The sequence below is a fragment of the Mammaliicoccus fleurettii genome, from assembly GCF_002018435.1.
Classification (GTDB): Bacteria; Bacillota; Bacilli; order Staphylococcales; family Staphylococcaceae; genus Mammaliicoccus; species Mammaliicoccus fleurettii.
The window spans coordinates 1-24,669 of record NZ_MWJM01000011.1 but is presented as its reverse complement, the minus strand read 5'-3'; the positions used below and the strand labels follow the sequence as shown (position 1 = coordinate 24,669).

At 31.5% G+C, this 24,669-nt stretch carries 22 protein-coding genes; 16 read left to right on the top strand and 6 right to left on the bottom strand.

The window, feature by feature from the left end:
- The first annotated feature begins 59 nt into the window (after window positions 1–59).
- From B2G86_RS09485 to tenA, 3 genes are all read left to right on the top strand, one after another.
- Window positions 60–2,096 (top strand): Mur ligase family protein, encoded by a 2,037-nt coding sequence (locus B2G86_RS09485; protein ID WP_078357862.1) that lies wholly within the window; start codon window positions 60–62, stop codon window positions 2,094–2,096.
- 17 nt (window positions 2,097–2,113) lie between these two features.
- Window positions 2,114–3,730, top strand: a complete 1,617-nt coding sequence (locus B2G86_RS09480; RefSeq protein ID WP_078357861.1) for a poly(glycerol-phosphate) alpha-glucosyltransferase — start codon at window positions 2,114–2,116, stop codon at window positions 3,728–3,730.
- A gap of 61 nt (window positions 3,731–3,791) precedes the next feature.
- Entirely contained in the window at window positions 3,792–4,469 is a 678-nt protein-coding gene (gene tenA / locus B2G86_RS09475) for a thiaminase II (RefSeq protein ID WP_078357860.1), read from the top strand.
- A 69-nt stretch (window positions 4,470–4,538) separates the two neighbouring features.
- Here the strand turns inward: tenA and B2G86_RS09470 are convergent, their stop codons facing one another.
- Together B2G86_RS09470 and B2G86_RS09465 are read right to left on the bottom strand one after the other, a co-directional pair.
- The gene (locus B2G86_RS09470; protein ID WP_078357859.1) at window positions 4,539–5,432 is read right to left on the bottom strand and encodes a VOC family protein; all 894 of its coding nucleotides are present in this window, start codon (window positions 5,430–5,432) and stop codon (window positions 4,539–4,541) included.
- Between the two features lie 57 nt (window positions 5,433–5,489).
- On the bottom strand, window positions 5,490–6,182 hold the full coding sequence (locus tag B2G86_RS09465; protein WP_078357858.1) for a GNAT family N-acetyltransferase: 693 nt from the start codon (window positions 6,180–6,182) through the stop codon (window positions 5,490–5,492).
- Between the two features lie 212 nt (window positions 6,183–6,394).
- On the opposite strand from B2G86_RS09465, the gene B2G86_RS09460 reads away from it, so the two are divergent.
- The 3 genes from B2G86_RS09460 to B2G86_RS09450 all read left to right on the top strand — a co-directional run bounded on the left by B2G86_RS09460 (window position 6,395) and on the right by B2G86_RS09450 (window position 9,245).
- The gene (locus B2G86_RS09460) at window positions 6,395–6,688 is read left to right on the top strand and encodes a winged helix-turn-helix transcriptional regulator (RefSeq protein ID WP_078357857.1); all 294 of its coding nucleotides are present in this window, start codon (window positions 6,395–6,397) and stop codon (window positions 6,686–6,688) included.
- A gap of 77 nt (window positions 6,689–6,765) precedes the next feature.
- Window positions 6,766–7,620 (top strand): fructosamine kinase family protein, encoded by an 855-nt coding sequence (locus B2G86_RS09455; RefSeq protein ID WP_078357856.1) that lies wholly within the window; start codon window positions 6,766–6,768, stop codon window positions 7,618–7,620.
- A gap of 242 nt (window positions 7,621–7,862) precedes the next feature.
- Window positions 7,863–9,245 (top strand): amino acid permease, encoded by a 1,383-nt coding sequence (locus B2G86_RS09450; protein ID WP_078357855.1) that lies wholly within the window; start codon window positions 7,863–7,865, stop codon window positions 9,243–9,245.
- 736 nt (window positions 9,246–9,981) lie between these two features.
- On the opposite strand, the gene B2G86_RS09440 is transcribed toward B2G86_RS09450, so the two are convergent.
- Window positions 9,982–10,899 carry a nucleoside hydrolase gene (locus B2G86_RS09440; RefSeq protein ID WP_158079034.1) on the bottom strand — a complete coding sequence of 306 codons (918 nt, stop codon included), beginning with the start codon at window positions 10,897–10,899 and terminating at the stop codon, window positions 9,982–9,984.
- A gap of 288 nt (window positions 10,900–11,187) precedes the next feature.
- On the opposite strand from B2G86_RS09440, the gene B2G86_RS09435 reads away from it, so the two are divergent.
- Both B2G86_RS09435 and B2G86_RS09430 read left to right on the top strand, forming a co-directional pair.
- On the top strand, window positions 11,188–11,547 hold the full coding sequence (locus B2G86_RS09435; protein ID WP_078357853.1) for a helix-turn-helix domain-containing protein: 360 nt from the start codon (window positions 11,188–11,190) through the stop codon (window positions 11,545–11,547).
- A gap of 17 nt (window positions 11,548–11,564) precedes the next feature.
- Window positions 11,565–12,125 carry an RBBP9/YdeN family alpha/beta hydrolase gene (locus B2G86_RS09430; protein WP_078357852.1) on the top strand — a complete coding sequence of 187 codons (561 nt, stop codon included), beginning with the start codon at window positions 11,565–11,567 and terminating at the stop codon, window positions 12,123–12,125.
- A gap of 72 nt (window positions 12,126–12,197) precedes the next feature.
- On the opposite strand, the gene B2G86_RS09425 is transcribed toward B2G86_RS09430, so the two are convergent.
- Window positions 12,198–12,935, bottom strand: coding sequence for a transglycosylase family protein (locus B2G86_RS09425; RefSeq protein WP_078357851.1), 738 nt, complete (start codon window positions 12,933–12,935; stop codon window positions 12,198–12,200).
- Between the two features lie 616 nt (window positions 12,936–13,551).
- Between B2G86_RS09425 and isaB the strand changes: the two genes are divergently transcribed.
- Window positions 13,552–14,064: an immunodominant staphylococcal antigen IsaB family protein gene (isaB, locus tag B2G86_RS09420; RefSeq protein WP_078357850.1), complete on the top strand. Its 513-nt coding sequence runs from the start codon at window positions 13,552–13,554 to the stop codon at window positions 14,062–14,064.
- Between the two features lie 232 nt (window positions 14,065–14,296).
- Window positions 14,297–15,931, top strand: coding sequence for a ribosomal protection-like ABC-F family protein (gene abc-f / locus B2G86_RS09415; protein ID WP_078357849.1), 1,635 nt, complete (start codon window positions 14,297–14,299; stop codon window positions 15,929–15,931).
- 181 nt (window positions 15,932–16,112) lie between these two features.
- Here the strand turns inward: abc-f and B2G86_RS09410 are convergent, their stop codons facing one another.
- Entirely contained in the window at window positions 16,113–18,371 is a 2,259-nt protein-coding gene (locus B2G86_RS09410) for an ATP-binding cassette domain-containing protein (protein WP_078357848.1), read from the bottom strand.
- Window positions 18,372–18,508: 137 nt separating this feature from the next.
- Here B2G86_RS09410 and B2G86_RS09405 point away from each other — a divergent pair, with 137 nt between their 5' ends.
- From B2G86_RS09405 to lrgB, 6 genes are all read left to right on the top strand, one after another.
- Window positions 18,509–19,129: a cyclase family protein gene (locus B2G86_RS09405; protein ID WP_078357847.1), complete on the top strand. Its 621-nt coding sequence runs from the start codon at window positions 18,509–18,511 to the stop codon at window positions 19,127–19,129.
- A gap of 2 nt (window positions 19,130–19,131) precedes the next feature.
- Window positions 19,132–19,974, top strand: coding sequence for a tryptophan 2,3-dioxygenase (gene kynA / locus B2G86_RS09400; protein WP_078357846.1), 843 nt, complete (start codon window positions 19,132–19,134; stop codon window positions 19,972–19,974).
- 205 nt (window positions 19,975–20,179) lie between these two features.
- On the top strand, window positions 20,180–21,934 hold the full coding sequence (locus B2G86_RS09395; protein ID WP_078357845.1) for a sensor histidine kinase: 1,755 nt from the start codon (window positions 20,180–20,182) through the stop codon (window positions 21,932–21,934).
- Window positions 21,934–22,656: a response regulator transcription factor LytR gene (locus B2G86_RS09390; protein ID WP_078357844.1), complete on the top strand. Its 723-nt coding sequence runs from the start codon at window positions 21,934–21,936 to the stop codon at window positions 22,654–22,656. The genes B2G86_RS09395 and B2G86_RS09390 overlap by 1 nt, the downstream gene beginning before the upstream one ends.
- 120 nt (window positions 22,657–22,776) lie before the next feature.
- Entirely contained in the window at window positions 22,777–23,193 is a 417-nt protein-coding gene (gene lrgA / locus B2G86_RS09385; protein WP_078357843.1) for an antiholin-like murein hydrolase modulator LrgA, read from the top strand.
- Complete coding sequence (gene lrgB, locus B2G86_RS09380) at window positions 23,190–23,891, top strand: antiholin-like protein LrgB (RefSeq protein ID WP_078357842.1); 702 nt, start codon at window positions 23,190–23,192, stop codon at window positions 23,889–23,891. The genes lrgA and lrgB overlap by 4 nt, the downstream gene beginning before the upstream one ends.
- Before the next feature lie 379 nt (window positions 23,892–24,270).
- Here the strand turns inward: lrgB and B2G86_RS09375 are convergent, their stop codons facing one another.
- Window positions 24,271–24,648: a GtrA family protein gene (locus B2G86_RS09375; RefSeq protein WP_078357841.1), complete on the bottom strand. Its 378-nt coding sequence runs from the start codon at window positions 24,646–24,648 to the stop codon at window positions 24,271–24,273.
- Window positions 24,649–24,669 lie beyond the last annotated feature (21 nt).

Here is a 24,669-nt window from a genome sequence, read left to right as displayed (position 1 = left end):
AAAATTAAAAGAGATATACCTTTTAATTTTGTTTACTAATCTTTAGGAGTGGTCAAATCATGAAATATACCATACAAGAAATATCCAATATTCTTAAATCACCTATAATAGATGGTACGGATAAAGTGGAACAAATTATAACTAACTTTGAATATCAAACTATACATATAAATAATACAGAAACTGCATTTTTTTCAATTAGTTCTGATTCTTGGAAAAAATTTTTAAAAAGAGAGAGTAAACTAAAGGATGGAAATAAGCAACTTAATAAAAAAATTAAAAATATAGGACTTATAATAACTGAGGAATATATTGATGATTTAGTGTTCAAAATACCTCAAATAGTAGTAGAAGATAGCATTGAGGCATTGAAGGTGTTAGCTGTTACTATTAGAAAAGAATTTAAAAATCCTATAGTAACTATAACCGGATCAATGGGGAAAAGCTCAACCCGTTTAATGTTAGCAGAAACGTTAAAAGGTTATAAAGTGCTTGAAAACAGAGCAAATAGTAATACTAGAATTGCTGTTTTATTACAAATGTGTAAGTTAGCAAGCAACCCAGATTTTGCTATATTCGAAGTTTCATTAAATGCTTTAAATAATCGAGGTAACTTTTCACTGATTTTAAAGCCTGACATTGCTATTATAACCGGTATAGGACCGGCACATTTATCTACTTTAAAAAGTGAAGAGGATATAGCACATTTTAAGAGTAGAATATTTTATGGATTGAATGAAAATGGTGTCGCAATAATTAATAAAGATACATTACATTCAGCAGTATTAATTAATCATGCAAAAAAAGTTACAAATAATATTCTGACTTATAGTTTAGAAAGTAATACAGGATCATTAAAAATAATGGGTTATTCTATTAATAAAGGATACTCGGTCATGACCTTAAAAAATAATGGGAAAGAAATTCATTATAAATTATCATCTATAAGTAAAGGTATGATTGAAAATTCATTAGCAGTTGTACTTTGCTTAATTAACTTAAAGGTAGATATAAACAATTGTTTAAATAATTTATCTAGATTTAAACCGTTTAAAAGAGTATTAGAGATTAAAGAAGTCCTAACTTGTAATTATACAGTTACATTAATTGATGATACACATAATGCTTCTTTACCTGCTATGATTAATGCAATAGAGGCATTTAATAGTCAAAGTAAATATTACTCAGGTAATAAAATTATAGCAATTGGTAAAATTAGTGATTTAGGTGCTCATTCAAAAGATATTCATAAAAAATTAATAGATTATATAGAAAAGTCAAATGCTGATATAGTCTTGTGCTTAGACGATGAAACAAGAGTAATAGTAAATAAAGTAAAAAATAAAAATATAACTTGGTTTAATGATCCTGATTTGTTATTAAAAGATTTACTATATTTAACTAATGAAGATTCTTTAATATTATTGAAATCTTCAGTAACAGATACTCAATTTCCTAAACTGGCTCAAAAATTACCTGATCAATTAGAAAATTTCACTAACCAATTTGAGAATAAAGATTATCCAACTGATAAAATTTTTAATAGCAAATCTTATATTAAAGTAAGCAATGAGACCAATGAAATAATAGAGGAATTCAATGTTGAAAATTCTAGTACAATAAGTGGATTAGCTCCAATTCTTTATTATATTCATGGAAAAAATATAAATCTAGAAAATAAAACAATAAAGCTCAAAAACTGGCCGACAAATGATTCTGAATTTTATACGAGTAAGGAATTAACTGTAAGTGAATTATTGAATGAAATGTCTAAATCTCCACATCCATCATTGATATATCAATTATCAAATTTACTTTTTATAAATGATAAAGAGAGAAAGAAAACTATTGAAGATATGCTGATTAAATATAAGTTATCACAGTCATCTATTGTTAATGTGACAGGCAGGTATAGAAAAAAGGAGAGACAATCATTTACAGTGCTTGATCTATATAAACTTTACAATGACAACAAAGATATTTTATTAAGTAATAAGAATAAATTTATCTTTGGTGATAAATATAATCATGGAATAATAAATCATGGAGATTATACTACAATCTTTACATCATGTGATGATATAAGCAAAGTATAAATAATGGGGGATTAAATATGAATTTAAGTAAAGACATAGATAGAATTCTTGAAATGCATAAGTCATATCCTAAGCATGATGTTACATTCGTAAGTATTGGCAACAAAGATCAAAAAGCAACTGTTAAAGTCTTTAAGACTCAAAATAATATTAAAAGAAATATCTTGAAATTGGCTGCAGATTTTCGAAAAAAAACAGGTAAGACTGCTCAATGGGTTAAATTAGACTTTATAATAGAGATTTTAGAGGTAGATTTTAATGCAATTAAAGATGACTTAATTAATACACGAAGAAACTATATTGATTATGGTATATCACTTGATAATAATTGGAATTACGCTTTCTTAGCTGAAGAAATCAATGCAAATGCCTTTGTTAGACCTTCAAAAGATAAAAAGTCATTTATTTTATCAGAAGATAATATTAATAATTATTTGAAAAAATATAAAGGAATAAAGGAAAAGTATAGTCATACCCAATATGAGGGGAAACGTGTTTTGAAATTTTATACAAAAGGTTATTTTATTGAAGGTACAAGTGTATATAATTTAGATGAACGTGGATATACAAAAGGATTAAGGAAAGTCAGCAATTTAAATAATGAAATAGATACTTTAATAAAAAACAGCGCGCACTTCTTAAAGGGAGAAATTAAAGAAGAAGGTAAATATCATTATGGCTATTTTCCTCATTTTGATAAAAATATAGCTTTTTATAATAATTTGAGACATTCTTCATCAACTTATGCATTAATCGAAGGATTGGCTTATATAGAAGAAGACATCTCTGTGGCGGAAAAAGCTATTGACTACTTAATTAATCATTATTTATATGAAATTGACGGAGTAGGACATATTTACGATGATACGAAAAATGTAAATGAAATTAAATTAGGTCAAAATGCTGCATTTATATTTGCAGTTTGTGAATACTTGAAATTCAATCCCAATAAAAAGGAATACATAGATATAGCGCAGAAAGTTGCACGTGGTATCGCATCTATGATTAATGAAAATGCAAAAACTATACATGTGTTAAACTATCCAGATTTATCTGTGAAAGAAAATTATAGAATTATTTATTATGATGGAGAAGCAGCATTAGCTTTATTAAGACTTTACCAAATTGATAATGATGAGACTTGGTTAAATCTTGTTAAAAATTTATTCGAAAGATTTATTAAAAAGGAATATTGGAAGTATCATGATCATTGGTTAGGTTATTGTACAAATGAACTTGTGCAAATAGATCCTCAAGAAAAGTACTATAAATTTGGAATTCAGAATGTATCTAGTTACTTAGATTTTATTCATAATAGAGAAACAACATTCCCAACATTTTTAGAAATGTTGATGTCTACATATCATTTAGTTGAGAAAGCAAAATCAACAGGATTCGAATCATTAGTTAAGCAACATTTGAATGAAGATCAATTTATTAAAACAATACATGCACGTGCAAATTATCAAAGAACAGGATATTTCTATCCAGAAGTAGCAATGTATTTTAAAAATCCTTCTAATATACTCAATTCTTTCTTTATCAAACATCATGGATATAGAGTGCGTATTGATGATATAGAGCATTATTTGTCAGGATATGTACAATATCAAAAAGTCTTTAATAAAAACTAGTTGCTTCTCATCATTTTATTACCATATTACTATGACTTTTTTATATATAAGGAGGATATAAATGAAATTTACAGATAGAATATTTAAAAGAGTTGAACCAATTTGGAAGTCTTATATGGATCATCCTTTTATTCAAGGATTAGGAGATGGGTCACTTGATGAAGAAAAGTTTAAACATTGGTTAAAGCAAGATTATGTATATTTGATTGAATATGCAAGGCTATTTTCTATTGGTGCAGCTAAATCTCCAGATTTACAGATGATGACAACTTACGCCGATTTAGCTTATGATACTTTGCATACAGAAATGGATTTGCATCGTAGCTATGCTAAACAATTTGGGATTACGGAAGAGGAACTTGAACAAACAGAACCAGCTCAAACTACATTAGCATATACAAGTTATATGTTGAATTTAGCACATCAAGGTGGAATCGAGAATGTTATTGCCGCAATACTAACGTGTACATGGAGTTATAGTTATATAGGTTTGAAATTAGCAGAAATTGAAGGTTCAAAAGACCATCCACTATATGGAGAATGGATTAAAATGTATGCATCACAAGAATTCAGTTCATCTAAAGAAGACTGCATTCAATTAATGAATAACGTAGCTGAAGGAAAGACAGAAGAAGAATTACAACGTTTAGAAGATATTGTTGTAAAGACAAGTTACTATGAATACATGTTCTGGGAAATGGCAGAGAAACTAGAGACATGGCCAGTACCAGTAAAATAAAACTAGCGCGTTAGAACACAAAAATTAATATATAAAAAAGAGAAAGCACAAAATGCTTTCTCTTTTTTGTTACTTTCCTTCATATGCTTTTATTAAAGTATCTACATCAAACTTCTTCATTTTCAAAAACGCTTCGGTTAGGCGTTTGATTTGTTCTGGTGTACCTTCTTCAGCCATTTTATCCATTATTTTAGGTACGATTTGCCAAGAAACTCCGAATTGGTCTTTAACCCAGCCGCATTGTTCTGATTCTGGTACGGCGGACAATTTATCCCAATAATAATCGATTTCTTCTTGGTCATCTAAGTTCAGCATCAGTGAAATACCTTCATTTAAGTTGAAATCATGTTTGTGTGCACTATCTAATGCAACAAAATATTGATTTTCTAGTTTGAATTCTGCGTGAGCTAATGTGTCTGGTTTATCTGGTTCCATACCTTCTGGATAGTAATACTTACTAGTGTCACCACTATCTTTAAATACGCTTGTATAATAATTGATCGCTTCTTCAGCGCGACCAACATTATCATTAATAAACATAAATGACGGTCTGATACGGTCATCAAATTCTTGATCGGTAATTAGTAGTTGCCATGATACTTCAAATTGATCTTCTAACCAACCGTATTTTTCACTAAAGTCGTATTTTTCTAACTCCATCATTACTTTACCGTTTTCTGCTAGTGCAGACCATACTTTATCTAATAAGTCTGCTTCTGATTGTTTAAATAATACAGTAAATGAAATAGAAGGGTTTTTCACAAAGTAAGGACCAGCATTAATTGCCATAAATCTATAACCAAAAATATTAAAAATAAACTGTTTGGACTCTCCTGATGGTGTGTCAGTAAAAGTTACATCTGTTACAACTTCTGATTCTGGAAAGACTTTCATATAAAAATCGACTGCTTTTTGGGCTTCTTTATCAAACCATAAGTGCGGGACTATTCTTTGATTATTCATCAATTCATCTCCTCGACAGTTTACCTTTATAATACCCAATCAGTAGAAAATAAACATTTATTTAATTGATAGTTTATTAACTTGATTACCATCACTATTGAAATTCTTTTCGTCTAGCCAATCTTCATACTGTTGTTTAATATTTGGCCACTCTTTATCTGTAATAGAGAACCAGTCTGTATCTCTAGTTCTACCTTTATATACTAATGCTTGTCTAAATGTACCTTCATATGTAAATCCTAATCGAAGTGCTGCTCGTTTAGAAGGTTCATTTAAGCTATCGCATTTCCATTCATAACGTCTATATTCTAAAGTTTCAAATACATATTTAGCAAGTAAATACTGAACTTCAGTAGCTATACGTGTTCTTTTTAAAAGTGATGAATAATGTATATGCCCCACTTCAATTGATGAAGCTTTAGTATTAATTCGTAAAAGTGATAATATGCCTAAAGCTTTACCAGTTGCTTTGTCTATTATCGCAAAGAAATAAGGATCTTGAGATTCAATTCGAGTATTCATTAATGCTTTGAATTCATCACTATCGTGAATCGGTTCATTCGGTAAGTATGTCCAATTTGCATCATTTTCTTTCGCACATAACAGTGTAAACAGATCATCTACATGACTTGAATTTAAATGTTCTAATTTACTATACTTACCTTCAATTGTATTAATGCTAGGATTTTTAGGATTCTGGAAAGATTTGACCTCGTCACCAATAGGTTGATTGAAGCTATTATATCTCATATAAGAAAACCTCCTTTATTGTATGGTATCACAAAATAAAGGAGGTGAAATATTTAATAAATAGGGTATTTTGAAGCAGACGATGTAGCTAAACAAGAAATCATTAAATCTTATAATAACAATCTTGAAAGTTAAGATAATATATAATTTTCAAGTTATGTTATAGTTTAAACAAGTTTTTCAAAATACCTTATACGAGAAGAGGTAAAAATATGCGTTCAGTTAACGAGGACAAAGTTATTTCTAACATCAATCAATTAGGTCATAACTATGGGTTAATAGTATTGGCTAAATTAAGCAATGTAGAGAGAGAAGAGAGGGACTTAATCTCAGAACTTGAAAGTTATGATCAGCAAAAGATTAAACAATCACTCGAATTATTAGTTGAAAATGAATTTCTACAAGTTAGAATAGAAGAAATTATGCCACCGAATATATATTATTCTATATCTGAAAAAGGAGAACAATTAATACCTTTTATAAAACAGTTTGAACAGATGAAATGATAATAGATATACCTCTCATATCCCATAATTGAGCTCGTTATCATATTCATTTACACTATTAAATAGGAGGGATAGTCATGAATAAAGATTGGCAATCACAATTACCTATAGATAATATCCAAGAAATGAAACCAGTTAGTGGTGGAGATGTAAATGAAGCATATAAAATAGAAACGACAAATGGACCATATTTTTTGCTTGTTCAACATGATAGAAGTGATGACTTTTATGCAGCTGAAATTGCCGGCTTAGAAGCGTTTGAAGCGGCTGATGTAACTGCTCCTGTTGTTAAAGGTCATGGACAAATTAATGGAGATGCTTATTTATTGTTAAGTTATCTCGAAGAAGGTCATTCTGGAAATCAAAGAGAACTAGGAAAGCTTGTGGCGAAGTTACACAGTCATCATGAGCCACATGGTAAATTTGGATTCCATTTGCCTTATCATGGAAGTGATATTACTTTTGAAAATGGTTGGAAAGATACGTGGATTAATATATTTGTAGAACAAAGGTTAGACCAATTGAGAGATGAAATTGTGAATAGAGGATTATGGTCTAAAGAAGAACTTTCATTATTTGAAAAAGTGCGTGAAAAGATAATCAAAACTTTAGAAAATCATAATAGTAAACCTTCATTATTACATGGAGATTTATGGGCAGGTAATTACATGTTCTTATCTAATGGAGAACCTGCTCTATTCGACCCGTCACCTTTATATGGTGATAGAGAATTTGACCTTGGAGCTACAAAAGTGTTCGGAGGATTTACGAATGAATTTTATGATGCATACAACGAAGCTTTACCTTTAAGCAAAGGTTCAGATGATAGAATTAAATTTTATGAACTTTATTTATTAATGGTACATTTAGTGAAATTTGGTTCTATATATGCAGGAAGCGTGAACAGAACAATGGCAGAGATAATACAATAAAATATACTTGGAAATACAAGAGTGATATTTTAGCGAAAGAGTTAAAATATCACTTTTTTGTAGAAAATAGATGATATTTATGAATAAATTACAATATTATGAACATAATTCATTTAAAATAATAAAATTCAGAAAACGCTTTCTAGTAACGCTTTATTTTCTGACACTTTATAGTATAATTGTCCCATGAAGTTTGACGCATTTAAAATTTGATGAATTGAAACAAGGAGTGACACGAAATAATGGAAGACAATCATTTAAAAAGAGGTCTTAGTTCTCGTCAAGTACAGATGATCGCACTTGGTGGTACTATTGGTGTTGGTTTATTCATGGGTGCATCAAGTACGATTAAATGGACGGGGCCATCTGCAATATTTGCTTATTTAGTAGCAGGTCTATTCTTATATTTAGTAATGAGAGCAATGGGAGAATTAGTTTACTTATATCCAACGACTGGTTCATTTGCTAACTATGCAAGTGATTATTTACATCCAGTTGCAGGTTATGTAACCGCATGGAGTAATATATTCCAATGGATAGTAGTAGGGATGAGTGAAGTTATAGCCGTTGGACAATATATGCAATATTGGTGGCCAGAATTACCAACTTGGGTACCGGGAGTCATAGTTGTAGTTACATTGGCAGCAGCAAATTTAACTTCAGTTAAAGCATTCGGTGAATTTGAATTCTGGTTTGCTATGATAAAAGTAGTGACAATTATTTTAATGATTATTGCAGGTTTCGGTTTAATATTCTTTGGGCTAGGAAATGGCGGAAATGCTATAGGCTTAGGCAATTTAACTGAACACGGAGGATTCTTCCCTAATGGTATTATAGGCTTCTTCTTTGCTTTATCAATGGTTGTTGGTTCCTATCAAGGTGTAGAGTTAATAGGTATTACAGCAGGTGAAACTAAAGATCCACAGAAAAATATTAAAAACGCTGTAAACGGTGTTATATGGCGTATATTAATCTTTTACATAGGTGCAATATTTGTTATTGTAACTGTTTATCCTTGGGATCAATTAGGTAATGTAGGTAGTCCATTCGTTGCAACATTTGCAAAAGTTGGTATTACAATAGCAGCAGGATTAATTAACTTTGTTGTAATTACAGCTGCAATGTCTGGTTGTAACTCAGGAATCTTTAGTTCAAGTCGTATGGTATATACGTTAGCTCAAAAAGGACAAATGCCACGTATATTTACGAAAGTAATGAAAACAGGCGTTCCATTCTTTGCAGTGTTAGCCATTTCAATTGGTATTTTTGTAGGTGTTATCTTAAATATTGTACTACCATTAGTAATAGATGGTTCTGAAAATATATTCGTGTATGTATACAGTGCATCTATATTACCAGGTATGGTACCTTGGTTTATGATTTTACTAAGTCACATACAATTTAGAAAAAAACATCCAGAAGAAATTAAAAATCATCCATTCAAGATGCCATTCGCACCATATACAAACTATATAACATTAGGATTCTTTATTTTAGTATTAATCGGTATGTTGTTTAACGCAGAAACAAGAGTATCGGTAATTATCGGTATAGTATTCCTATCAGCAATGACACTTATTTATTTCTTAAGAGGTTATCATAGAATAGATAAAGGTGAATATTAATAAAATAATATCGGGAGTGGGACAGAAGTCCTAACTCAAAATAAATAAGCATATCACGTAACTGAACTTTTCAGTTTTACAGTGATATGCTTGTTTTTTTATTTTACGATTTTGTAAAGTGCATGCTTGCCTAGGGGTATGGCTCGAGCCTGTAGTCTCTCACGCATACTATTCCCTCAGGCGTCAGCACTTACAAAATCGTTATAAATATACAGTTTTATATAATCTTACGATTTTGTACGTGCATGCTTGCCTAGGGGTATGGCTCGAGCCTGTAGTCTCTCACTCATACTATTCCCTCAGGCGTCCGCACATACAAAATCGTTGCAAATATACAGTTTTATATAACCTTACGATTTTGTACGTGCATGCTTGCCTAGGGGTATGGCTCGAGCCTGTAGTCTCTCACGCATACTATTCCCTCAGGCGTCAGCACTACAAAATCGTTATAAATGTCTGTAAGAAGGGTGCTAAGGGACAAAATTCTGAGAAATGTCCGTAAGAGGGGTGCTAAGGGACATAATTCTGAGAAATGTCCGTAAGAGGTGTTGTTAGGGACATAATTCCGAGAAATGTCCGTAAGATGTGTCGTTAGGGACAAAATTCTGAGAAATGTCCGTAAGATGTGGTGTTAGAGACATAATTCAGAGAAATGTCCGTAAGATGTGTTGTTAAGGAGCATAATTCAGAATTCTGCTAGTAAGCACAATCTCAATATTCACTTGTATATTATTCTCTATCTCGCTTGATGTATGTCTTTTACGAATTCTACAAATTTTTCTCTAAATTGTTTATTATTTGCATGCATACAGACTTCAACTTTACCTTCTTTATTAAATTCTGTGTATGTACATCCGGCTGCTTGTCCTTCTGTTATAACGGAAACGTCAGCTCGCTCTGTTGTGAACATTTCTGGATAAAGTAAATAAAATATTGTACATAAATCATGTATGATATGTTCGTGTTTTTCACCTGAATTTACATCATTATAGACTTCTAACATGTCAGTTATTAAGTTGCCAAAGTCTCCTTGTTTTTTGATTGTTTGTATATCATCATGGTTAATCTTAGTTTCTCTCGTTACATCAAGACCACACATAACGATAGGGATATCTTGATTAAATACGATTTGAGCTGAGTGTGGGTCTACATATATATTGAATTCAGCTAATGGTGTTGCATTTCCTCCGACTGCAGCGCCACCCATTAAAACAATTTGTTTAATATTGCTTTTAGTTTCTGGGAAAAGTGAAAATAATAACGCAATATTAGTTAATGGACCAATAGGAACTAAAGTTATAGGTTCTTCAGAATTCATAATCGTTTCTTTCATTGCTATGACGGCATGATCTTCTAAAATATTTGTTAGAGATGAAGTCTTGAATTGCACATTGCCGATTCCATTATGTCCATGAACATGTTCAGCAGTAGCAAGCTTATTGATGAGTGGTGTATCGACACCTTTTGCTACAGGTATATCTTTTTTTAAATAATTTACAATATCTAATGCATTTTGTGTAGTATGTTCAATTCCAACATTACCGCCTACTGAAGTAATGAGTTTCACATCTATATCTTTACTATGTATGGCAGCAGAAATTGCAATGATGTCATCTATACCAGGATCTGTATCTATAATAATAGGAATAGCCAATTTACTCACTCCTTAAAATATATTTATATTATTTAGTATAACAAACATTATTTATTATTAATGTTTGTAGATATTCTACGCTAGTAATCCCTACAATAATGTTTATATTTATTAGGAGACGGAGGGTAGTATGACCGTATTCTAAATATAAAAATTGTGAAAATGGGTATAACCTAAGTAAGAGTTGGTTTAATAAGGTCGCAACTTCTGGTTGCTGTGGGAAGCAAAAAATAGTTTCGGGACTTTTTGTATGATTAGTTCTATAGTGTAGAAAAGGGGTGAATAATCATGAATATTGGATCGAAAATTAAAGAAGAACGTGAGCTTAATGGATGGTCACAAGATGAATTGGCTGCTAAATTACATGTAACAAGACAAAGTGTTTCTAAATGGGAACTTGGTAAGGTGTATCCTGGCATAGACATTCTAGTTCAAATGAGTGATATATTCGATTTATCTTTAGATGAGTTAATAAAAGGAGATAAAAATTTAAAGAAAACGATTATTGAAACTTACAGAGAAACACCTCAACAAGATATTAATTATAATAGACCAAGGAATGGTTGGGAGTTCTTTTCAAAATTTTGGTGGCTCGTTTTTCCATTTGGAGGAATTATTATAGGGATCATTAATGCACTTGTACATTAAATCGAAAGGTGATTGTTATGAATAAATATTTATATATAGCACATGGTTACAATGCTAATAGTCAAAAGCATTGGTTTAAGTGGTTGACTCAACATGTTCCTAGTGTTGATAGTAAGATTTTAGATTTTCCTAATTCTTCAAATCCTATATTGAGTGATTGGACGGATAGGTTAAAGGCAGAGGTGGATTTAACTTCTGGTGAAAATGTGATTGTTGCGCATAGTTTAGGTGTTGTGACGGTGCTGAATTATCTTTCGAAGTATGATGGTAAGTTGAACATTAAAGGTCTTGTATTGGTTGCAGGATTTTATGAAGAAATCCCGGAATTAAGTAAACTCGATGATTATATTCAGCATACTAATATAGATTTTGAAAAACTTAAAGAAAGAGTACCCAATATTATAAGTATTATTGCGACAAACGATCGCGTAGTTCCATATAAACTCAGTGAAAATTTAGCGAAAAAGTTAAATTCTGAATTTGTAACGATTGAACACGATGGACACTTTTGTGATAGGGATGGTTATACTTCATTTCCGGAAGTTGCAAGTTATGTAAATAGAATATTAAATCAATAAAAAAACGCCCTCGGCTATTGCCGAGGGCGTTGAATTAGTTTGTTGAATAAAATTTTAGTACTGCTTAATTAATTATGCAGTTACCCATTGTGAAGGGCCTGCAGTGTTGTATAATTTAACAGCTGCTGCATCTTGTACATGTTCAGGAGCTTCTGTAGGTGATACACCTTTGTATTCTGCTGGAGCTACTGAATCCCAAGTAGTTTGTAGGAATTGGTATTTACCAGCTGCACCTGATGATGGGTTAACAGCTTTTAAGTCGCCGCCTGATTCACGTTGAGCGATAGCTTTTAAGTGATCATTAACGTTTACACTTGAACCTTCAGAAGCTGAAGATGATTTAGTTTCTTGAGCTGGCGCTTGTTGTGTTTGTTGTTGAGCTGGTGCTTGAGTTTCTTGTTTTGGCGCTTCTACTTGTTTTGGCGCTTCTTGAGTTGCTTGTTCGCTAGCAGTGTTGTTTGCTGCTGGAGCTGGAGTTTGTTCAGCTACGTTTTGTTCAGCAACTGGTTGTTGTTGAGCTACTGGAGCTTGAGTGCTTTCAGTGTCAGCTGCATTAGTTGCATGATATTCCCAAGTAAAGTTGTATCCATCTGATTCAAAGTTATATTCGAATCCATCTAATGTGAAATTAATGTCATATGCGCCTTCTTGGACAGCATGTTCATTAAGTTCTGGTGAATTTGATTGAGCTAATTGAGCTAATTGCTCTTTATTTACGCCTTGTTCAGATGCATCTGCTACTTGTGAAGATGCTACTCCTGTTGCTCCGATTGCTACTGCTAATGATGAAGTTAAAATTGCTTTTTTCATAATTGTAAAACCCTCCGAATAATTTTTTATTTATTAGTATCTTAATTTAAGATGATGATTTCTTTGTTAGTTAAAAATTCTCCCCTGAAAATTGGGACAAGACAACAATAACATAAATAAAGGCTTTGTAAATTACAGTCAAATAACAAAAGATTACAATGTGCAAGAAATATTGTAATAAAGAATTACAGTTGAGATATTTTGTAATATTACACTTAAATTTACCAATTGTATGCAATTGTATGAAAAAGTCCGGAAAATAGATGTTACGTACGGAATACTTTCATGACAGTTTTGAACTTCGATATTAAGAGAGACATTCAACATTGGAAAAGTGCTTTGAGTATCGATGAAAGAAGTATAAAAATTTTCTGAAGTTATAAAGATTCAGTAAATCCTATGAGTTTAATAAGATTATTGTAGCTTTTAAGTAATATTATAAAAGACTGCATAGTTAGTGCGAGTAAGTTTAAATAGATTTATATCATCAGAAGACTGAATTATCAGTATTATTACTACTTATAGAATGGAAAACGTTTGACGTAACATTTTTGAAATCTTTGTAATGTTATTGTAATATGTAAGTGTACAATTATACTAAAAGGGAGTGGTGGAAATGAATAAAGTGGCAAAGTTAACAATTGCAACAGGAATTTCAATCGGAACAATGTTTGGAGTAGTAAATATCCCTAGTCAAGATGGTAATGATGTCGAAGCTGCAACAACACCTTACTATAAGTATCAAGGTAATACAGGTCATGATGGTAGCTTTATCTTAGATTCAACTTTCATCAGTGCATTAGTGTACAAGAACGTAACAATGAATGGTCATAGAATTGTTCAACCTCAATCAAATGATGGAGAAACTTTTAAAAATATGAATTCTTATGATCAAACGTTTTATTTTGGTAATAACCACAACGATAATTATGCTGCTAGTGTCAAGTTTCCAGTGAAACAGAAACATATATCTAAATCACAAATTATGAATGTTTATGGAAATGATTATACTATAGAAGAAACTAGTAACGGAAAAAATTATAGATTCATTGTAGAGGGGAATCTTATTATATTTACAATAGTAGATAATTACGTCACAAATGTTAATATCGGCGAAGATTTAGAATAATGAATCGCATTGTAAAATAACAATACCAGTAATATAATAAAGATAACTTTGATGAACGGAGGTGTTTCAGATGTTTCTTTTAGCTCATAGTTGCAGATTCTTTGTAATCGTACGCAACAAATTTGCGAATTTTTCTCCAAAATTGGTGAAGTATGTCTTTTTTGAAGAAAAATATAGCTATAAGGAATGTCTGACACAAGCTTCCTTGTAGCACGATTTTGGAGGAAGCAATATGAATATTATAAATATGTCTAAATTATCTAAGTCTTATACAGGTGATGTTATATTTGAAGATATTAAATATGATTTGAATGAAGGGGACTGTGTAGGTCTAGTTGGAAGAAATGGTGAAGGTAAAAGTACATTATTAAAATTGATGGCTGGTATAGAATCGCCTACAGAAGGGCAAATAAGCTGGCAGAAGAATATATCAATTGGATATTTGAATCAATTACCAAACTATGAAGATGGCAAACTAGTATATGAATGTTTAACTGAAGTATTTGAAGAAGTTAATAACATTTCACAGAAAATGCAGTTAATCGAAGCTGAGATGGCTAATGAAACTGACAAAATTGAACTATTATTAAAGAAGTATGGGCAATTACAAGAATTGTTCGAACAACTAGGTGGATATGAAATAGATGCTCAAATAAGACGAGTAAGTCACGGATTAAAAATAAATCATTTATTAAATCATACGTGGGAGAAACTCTCTGGAGGAGAAAGAACGAAAGTAGGGTTAGCTCAAATACTATTACAACAACCTAAATTGTTATTATTAGATGAACCTACCAATCATTTAGACATTTCATCTATTGATTGGTTAGCAGATTTTATTAAGCAATATTCAGGCGCAGTTGTCATAGTTTCTCATGATAGATACTTTTTAGATGACACTGTTAATCAAATATTAGAAATTGATCAAGGTCAATTGCATGTATACCATGGTAATTATAGTTATTTTGTTAAAGAAAAAGAAGTAAGAATTATAAATGAATTTGAAGCATATCAAACACAACAAAAGAAAATTAAGAAAATGGAAGACTCGATTAAGCAATTAAGATTATGGGCAAGCCAAGCAAATCCACCAAATGCAGCTTTATTTAAACGGGCAAAAAGTATGGAAAAAGCATTGGATAGAATAAAGAAATTAGATAAGCCTATACTAGAACATAAAAGAATGAACGTGAATTTAGCAGAAGGACAACGTGTTTCTAACAATGTAATAGAATTAGAAAGTGTTTCTAAGATGTACGAAGATATATTGTTTGAAAAAATTGATTTACTCATTAGAAGAAAAGAACATGTATCTATAATAGGAGATAATGGAACAGGAAAGAGTACATTATTAAAAATGATGATTAATCAAATAGAACCAGATGAAGGAATAGTTAAAAGAGCATCTAATTTAAGAATAGGTTATTTATCACAACACACTTTTGAAAATATTGATAACCAAACAGTTATCGAAACATTTAGAGATGTAGTTCATGTAACAGAAGGTCAAGCAAGACATATACTTGCACAATTTATGTTTTATGGAGAAGATGTATTTAATAAAATCAGTAGTCTAAGTGGTGGAGAAAAAATGAGATTACGTTGGGCACAAATTGTGAATCAAGATTTTAACGTGCTAGTATTAGACGAACCAACAAACCATTTAGATATAGATGCAAAAGAAACAATAGAAGACGCATTGTTAGATTATAATGGTACAATCATCGCAGTTTCACATGATAGATACTTCTTGAATAAGCTATTTGATATAACATATTTATTAAAAGATAAAAAATTAACTAAATTTGAAGGAAACTATGATTACGTTAAAGAAAAATTAAGAGAAAAAGAAGAATTTGAAGTATAAACTTCGATCTTAATATTGGTCTGATTAGAATCGCACGAAGACTGAGGAGATATCGTGCGATTCGAGTCAAATCCGAGCAAAACGCACGATATCTCTTTAACATGAAACTTATTTACTTCCTATATTAAAACACCCCACCTATTTCGAAAGTTTATCTTCTTCGAATTAGGTGGGGTGTTTTCTATATTTCTACATATCTATTCAAATGTTTGGCTGTTACTGATTCTTCTATTTCTAATAAGCCTTTTGGTTCACCACTATATAATATTTTACCTCCGTTCATGCCTGCTCCGGGTCCTACGTCAATTATCCAGTCTGCATGTGTCATCATAGTCAAGTTATGTTCTATTAATATGACGGTGTTGCCTTGTTGGATGAGTTGTTCGAAACATGCTAATAATGTTGGTATGTCATCTTCATGCAGTCCTGTTGTTGGTTCGTCGAATATGAATATTTGGTTTGAAGCGGATTGATCTAAATATCTGCTCAGTTTAACGCGTTGTATTTCTCCGCCTGATAATGTATCTAGTGATTGTCCTAAAGTCATATAATGTAGGCCGGTTGATTCTAAATGTTTAAGACGTGTGTATACTTTATTGTTATTTTTAAATATGTTCATTCCTTCTTCAACTGTTAGTGCTAATACTTCTGCTATTGAATAACCGTTTACTTTGGCTTCTAATACTTCTGGTTTATATCTGGTCCCTTTACACACTTCGCAAACTTGTGAAAAGTCAGGCATAAATGCAAGTTCTGTTTTGATAACGCCTTTACCATGACATTCTGGACAGGCACCTTCTGAGTTGTAGCTAAACATACTTTTCTTTAGTCCTGTTTCTTTGCTGAAGAATTCTCTTACTTCATCAAAGAGATCCATATAAGTTAGTAAGTTTGAACGATTTGAAGCATGTACAGGTTTTTGGTCAATGAAAGTAGTCTCTTTCTGAGATTTAAGTCCTGCTTTTAATAATGTACTTTTTCCGGAACCTGCTACACCTGTAATAACAGACAAAATATTTTTAGGTATATCAACGGACACGTTTACTAAGTTGTTTTCTGATATATTTTTTAAATTGATGTAGCTCTGTGCGTTTCTAGGTAATGTTTTTAATTTGTGTTGTCGTTTTAAAGCTTTACCAGTAGAAGTATCAGATTGTAACAATTCATGATAAGTACCTGTGAATGTAATTTTACCACCATGTTTGCCTGCACCGGGTCCAATGTCTATAACGTGGTCTGCAATACGAATAACGTCAGGGTCATGTTCTACGACGAGTACTGTATTGCCTTTATCTCTTATAGATTTCATAATGTCATTTATTTTTTCAATATCTTCAGGATGTAAGCCAACACTAGGTTCATCAATAATATAGACGAGGTCAGATAGTGGACTATTTAAGTGACGTATTAATTTAATGCGTTGAGATTCTCCTCCTGATAGAGAAGGTGTCTTACGGTCCAATGTTAAATAATTTAATCCAACATAAGATAAAGCTTCTAACTGCTCTAATAATGGTTTAATAATATATGCAGCTTTTTTGTCTTTAAGTTTATTTAGAAATTCAATCGCATCATCTATTGAAAGAGCTGTAAAATCAGTAATGCTCAGTCCATTTATTTTACAACTTAAAATTTTATCGTTTAGTCTTTTACCATGACATTTTGGACATTTATGGGAAGTGACAACTCTATTTACGTCTTCTAGAAAACGTTTCTTTTCGAAATTATCATTCAATAGAAATGAGCGTCTAAAACGATGAATCAAACCTTCAAATTTAGCAGTTTTTGGCCAATTTTCTGGGGGATTTTTAAGTTTTTTTGGTTTTGTATAAAGAAATGTGTCCATTTCTTCTTTAGTAAAGTCTTTAAGCTTCTTATCATTATCAAATAAACCACTATATAAATAACGTTTGCCACGCCAGCTATCTGGTCTAAATGATGGGAACTTTATCGCATCTTCATTTAAAGATTTATCATAATCTAACAACTCGTTTAAGTCGATATCTTCAACATAACCGAGTCCTTGGCAACGTTCGCACATGCCACTTGGATTATTAAATGAAAATACGCTCGAATATCCAACAAAAGGCTCACCCACTCTTGACCATAAAAGTCTAACTGAAGCGTAAATGTCAGATATTGTTCCTACAGTTGAACGTGAATTTCCACCCAATCTTTTTTGATTTATAATCATGGCAACTGGTAGATGTTCTATTCTATCAACATCCGGCTTTTCATAAGATGTCAGTTGATTTTGTACATAGCTTGAATAAGTTTCATTTAATAAACGTTCAGATTCAGCTGCTAAAGTACTAAAAACGAGTGATGATTTTCCCGAACCAGATCTTCCAGTGAAGACTGTTAATTGATGTTTCGGGATATCTATATTAATATTTTTTAAATTATTCTGGTTTGCTCCGTGTACACGTATGTATGACATGTTCATTCACCTCATTATGAGTTTACCCAAATATCATTCATTGCTAAACAGTATCCACCTTAAATATCAGAATTCATGTACAATAGAATTAAAAGAAGGTAAAATGAAAACGATTACACAAGTAGAGGAGCATGTTTATGTGGATTGATATTACACAACCATTAACAAATGATATAGCAAATTGGCCAGGAGATGAGCCTTTCCGTTTTGAATTATCTGCAACTAAAGAAGAAACAGGGTCTGTAAATATTGGTTGTATTTCAATGAGCACGCATATAGGGACACATATGGACGCACCATTTCATTTTGATAATGATGGAATAAAGATTCATGAGATTGATGTGAATAGACTAATTGGAGAAGCTACTTTAGTAGAAGTAATTGGAGAAGCGCTTATTACGCGAGAGATACTAGAAGGTTTCGATATTAAAGGGACAATAATTATGATTAAAACAAAGTCTCAAGCTCATGCTGATGTGTTTCCGGATACAGTTCCAGTCCTAACTGAAGAAGCAATCGCTTATTTGTCATCAATTGGTATAAAAGTATTTGGAATTGATGTACCTTCAGTAGATGACATAGATTCTAAAACTTTAGATAATCATCATGCGTTTAATCGCTATGATATTATCAATATTGAAAATTTATTATTAGAAGATGTTACACAAGGATATTATGATTTTATAGGGTTACCATTGAATATCGTTGGTGCAGACGGTTCACCAATAAGAGCAACTATAGCAAAAAAGGGGGAATAATAATGAGCCATTATCAAGATGAATCAATTAAAGGGGAAAGTGTTAAAACGGATTTTACAGAAGATATGACATATAGTGAGTACTTAGGTTTAGATAAAATATTATCAGCACAACACACCTTAACAGATGCACACGATGAGAAATTATTTATTATTGTACATCAAGTTTCAGAACTATGGATGAACTTGATTATTCATGAAATTAATTCAGCTTGTGAAGATATAAAACTAGATCAATATAAACAAGCTTTTAAAAAATTAGCAAGAGTAGGTAATATTCAAAAACAACTCATTCAAGTATGGGAAGTATTATCGACGATGACACCAAGTGACTATTTGAAATTCAGAGAAGATTTAGGAAACTCTTCTGGATTCCAATCTTTTCAAAATAGAATGATTGAATATAGCCTAGGTTATAAAACAACACACGCGTTGAAAATATATGAAAAAGACCCAAATATTTATAATCAATTAAAAAATCAACTTGAAAGACCAAGTATATACGATGAAACAATTAAAGCAGTGAATAGAGCAGGATTCGATATCGATAAAGATGTGTTAAACAGAGAAGTAACAAAGAATTACGAACGCAATGATTCAGTCAAAGAAGCATTTAAAGAAATTTATTTAAATTCAGAAGATTACTTTGAACTATATGAATTACTAGAAAAATTAACAGACGTTGAAGATAGATATAGTCAATGGCGATTTAGACATATGAAGACTGTACAAAGAATTATAGGATTTAAAATAGGGACAGGCGGAAGTTCAGGCGTTAACTATTTGAAACGTGTCATTGATCAAGCATTCTTCCCAGAATTGTGGGAACTTAGAACAGAATTATAGTGCATATGTGATGATAGGGTTTGATAAAAAATTGAAAGAGCTTGGGACGTAAATGTTCTAAGCTCTTTTCGATATATTAACAATAGCTAACAGTATATTCATTAATATAACAATGACACTTTATATAATATTTTTCAACTTTCGTATGGTAAAATATTTGTTGGTATAAAATCGAATAAAAATTATAGGAATGATGGGTGTAAATATGTTGAATTTATTTGTTTTACTATTAGAACGTGTAGGTCTCATTATCCTTGTAGCGTATATATTAATGAATACATCGTACTTTAAAAATATGATGGGTGAGCGTGAAAAATGGTATGTAAAATGGCGTTTAATTATAGTATTCTCTTCATTTGCACTACTGTCTAACTTTACTGGTGTTGCTATTCATAATGGAGAAATTGTATCAAGTATGATTTATTTACATCTTGGTCCAGAAGTATCACTTGCCAATACCCGTGTATTAACTATTGGTGTTTCGGGTCTTATTGGTGGACCTTTTGTAGGTGTATTTGTAGGTGTACTATCGGGAATATTTAGAGTTTATATAGGTGGTGCAGATGCTTATACTTATTTAATATCATCTATTGTTATTGGTTTGGTTGCAGGCTATTTTGGTACATATGCAATGAAATCTAAAGGCTATTTATCAGTTTCACAAAGCGCTATAGTAGGTGCTTCAACAGAAGTGATACAAATGATTTGTATATTAATATTCTCTTCTCAAAAGGCTGATGCATGGGAACTTGTACAACTTATAGCACTACCAATGATTATTATAAATGGTTTAGGTACGGCAATATTTATGTCTATAATCATTTCAACTGTTAAACAAGAAGAGCAAATGAGGGCTATTCAAACGCATGATGTTTTGAAATTAGTTAATCACACTTTGCCTTATTTTAAAGAAGGGTTAACAGAATCTTCTGCTCATCAAGCTGCTAAAATTATAAAAGATTTAATGAAGGTATCAGCAGTGGCAATTACTAATAAAACGCATATATTAGCGCATGTTGGTGTCGCAAGTGATCATCATACACCTGACAAAACTATTATTACAGATTTATCTAAAGAGGTAATTGAAACAGGGGATCAAAAAGAAGTTTATACAAGTAAAGATATAGGGTGTCAACATCCTAATTGTCCATTAGAAGCGGCTATTGTCATACCATTATATGTGCATGATGATATTGTAGGTACTTTGAAGTTATATTTTACAGATTATCATGATTTAACATTTGTGGAGAAACGACTTGCAGAAGGTTTGGCTAAAATATTCTCTAGCCAGTTAGAATTAGGTGCTGTAGAAGTGCAAAGACAATTACTTCAAGACGCTGAAATTAAGTCATTACAAGCGCAAGTGAATCCACATTTCTTCTTTAATGCAATGAACACAATTTCGGCACTTATCCGAATAGATCATGAAAAAGCGCGTCAATTATTGTTACAACTGAGTCACTTCTTCCGATCTAATTTACAAGGTGCTAGAAACAATATGATTACGATAGAAAAAGAGCTTGAACAAGTGCGCGCGTATATTGCTTTAGAACAAGCAAGATATCCTGATCACTTTGTTATTGAATATGATATACCTGACCAAAACCATTCATCACTTGTCCCACCGTTTGTCATTCAAATATTAGTCGAAAATGCTATTAAACATGCATTTACAAATAGAAAAGATGATAATCGAATTTGGGTATCTGTTCTCAATCAAAATCAATCGATTAAATTATCAGTAAAAGACAATGGACAAGGTATTCCGGAAGATAAGAAAGACATCATAGGAAAGGCTATTGTAGAATCTCAATCGGGAACAGGTAGTGCGCTTGAAAATTTAAATAAAAGATTAATGGGATTGTGTGGCCACTCGGCAGAATTACAAATAGAAACGAGCAATAAAGGTACAGAAGTAAGTACTGAAATACCGCATAAATATAGAGAAGAGGGTATGTAATGCAAGCACTTATCGTTGACGATGAACCATTGGCACGTAATGAACTAAAATATTTACTCAATCAAATTGGTTCTTTTAGTCAAATTGAAGAAGCAGAAAATATCGAAGAAACTTTAGAGCAATTGTTATCTCACGAATTTGATGTCATTTTCTTAGATATTAATTTAATGGAAGAAAGTGGCTTAGATTTGGCAAAGAAAATCAACAAAATGAAACATGTTCCTCATATTATATTTGCAACTGCTCATGACACGTATGCAGTACAAGCGTTTGAGTTAGAAGCTACAGACTATATTTTGAAACCATTTGAAAAATCAAGAATTGAACAAGCAATTAAAAAAATTACATATGCTGAAAGCCATCATACAATTGAGACAAAACAAGTGAATCAAGATGAAGTGTTACCGATTGAAATAGAAGATCGTATTTATGTATTAAATATAAATGACATCATTGCAATTTCGGTTAATCAAGGTGTTACGACTATAAATACAGTAGAAACTGAATATGAAACAAGCGAACCACTCAGCTTTTATGAAAAAAAGCTTAATGATACAAAGTTTTTACGTATACATCGCGCAAGTATCATCAATAAAAAGCATATCCAATCTGTTGAACACTGGTTCAATTCTACGTATCAAGTAACATTGACAGGTAATATCAAATTACAGGTAAGTCGCTCTTATATGAAAACGTTTAAATCAGAAATAGGGTTAGTATAATTTTCACAGTAACTATTTAGTAACTTAGACTTCAAATATTGCATTTCGCCATGAAAACGCTTTAATTCATTATTTTCATATTAAGATAACCTTAAGAGATTAATTCGGGAGGTTGTCAGAATGAAAAAAGTAAATAACTTCTTTCAGCAAGTATTAACGATATCCATAATATTATTGATATCACATATAATAGAAAGCTTTATGCCAATTCCAATGCCAGCATCAGTAATTGGCTTAGTATTAATGTTTGTCGCATTAACGACAGGTATTATTAAATTAGAGCAAGTAGAAGCGGTTGGAACAGCATTAACAAATAATATTGGATTCCTTTTCGTACCAGCAGGTATTTCAGTTATTAACTCATTAGGCGTATTGAGTACAAGTCCAATTCTCATCATATTATTGATTATTATATCAACAATTTTATTACTCGTTTGTACAGGCATATTTTCACAAATGATTATTAAACCAAGTGAAAAAACATCTAAAAGTGTCAAAGACATTAAACATAAACGTGTGGCAGGTGATTACGCATGATGGAACATTTAGGAGTCAATACACCATATTTCGGTATTGGATTATCAGTTGCAGTATTCTTAATCGGTACATATTTATTTAAACGATCAAATGGATTTTTCTTATTTGCACCATTATTTTTCAGTATGGTAGTTGGTATCGTATTTTTAAAAGCTACAGGTATACCATATGAAAACTATAAAATCGGTGGAGATATTATTAACTTCTTCTTAGAACCAGCGACAATATGTTTCGCAATTCCTTTGTATAAAAAACGCGAAGTCTTGAAGAAACATTGGCACCATATTATGGGGGGAATTGCAGTAGGAACAGTAGCTGCATTAGTCATTATTTATATAGTAGCAAAAGCATTCCAATTTGGTGATGATATCATCGCATCTATGTTACCTCAAGCAGCTACAACAGCAATAGCTTTACCAGTTTCAGAAGGTATATCAGGTATTAAAGAGTTAACATCATTAGCTGTTATATTAAATGCAGTAATTATCATGGCATTAGGGAATAAGCTATTAAAATTATTTAACATAACGAACCCTATAGCAAGAGGATTAGCATTAGGAACAAGTGGACACACATTAGGCGTTGCAGCAGCAAAAGAGCTTGGTGAAGTAGAAGAATCAATGGCAAGTATTTCACTTGTTCTAGTAGGAATAGTAGTAGTCGCAGTCGTACCATTCTTTGTGATGTTCTTGTTATAAAGAGATATGTAACTATGAAAGTAGACTTGATTACAAAAATGAGAGCTTGAGACATTTATGTCTCAAGCTCTTTCATTATGTAGTGTTAATTTTGAGATGTCTTAGATTAACTACCTAGTTAATCTACAACTTGGTCGATCTCTTAGATTAACTGCCTAATTAATCTACAACTTAGCCGAACTCTTAGATTAACTCCTGGATTAATCTACAACTTAGCCGAACTCTTAGATTAACTGCTTAATTAATCTACAACTTAGCCGAACTCTTAGATTAACTGCTTAATTAATCTACAACTTAGCTCATTTTCAAAAAATCCTTATTTTCGTCGTCCAATCAGGAGTAGAGGGTGAGACAATTAATTGTCTCACCCTCTGTGTTTTTATTTATCGACTAATATCCACTTAGACAATACAAATGTTATTGGTATTGTAATGACAAGTCCTATGAATGGCGCGAAAGTTTCGTTCAAATGTAGCCATTGCACAAATATATACAACAATAATGTTTGTAAACCCATATTCACAACTTGCGTGATAGGGAACTGAATGAATTTTTTAAATGTTGGTTGTACATGGTATACAAAATAACAATTTAGATAAAACGATATGATAAAGCTTATAATAAATCCTGATATATGGCTTATTAAATAGTTAATATCTAATACTTTTAACAATAATAAGTATACCCAGTAATAATTGATTGTGTTAATACCGCCTACGATAATGAAACGAAAGATTTCTCCATATTTCTTGTACATGATGTTGCTCCTTTATAAAAC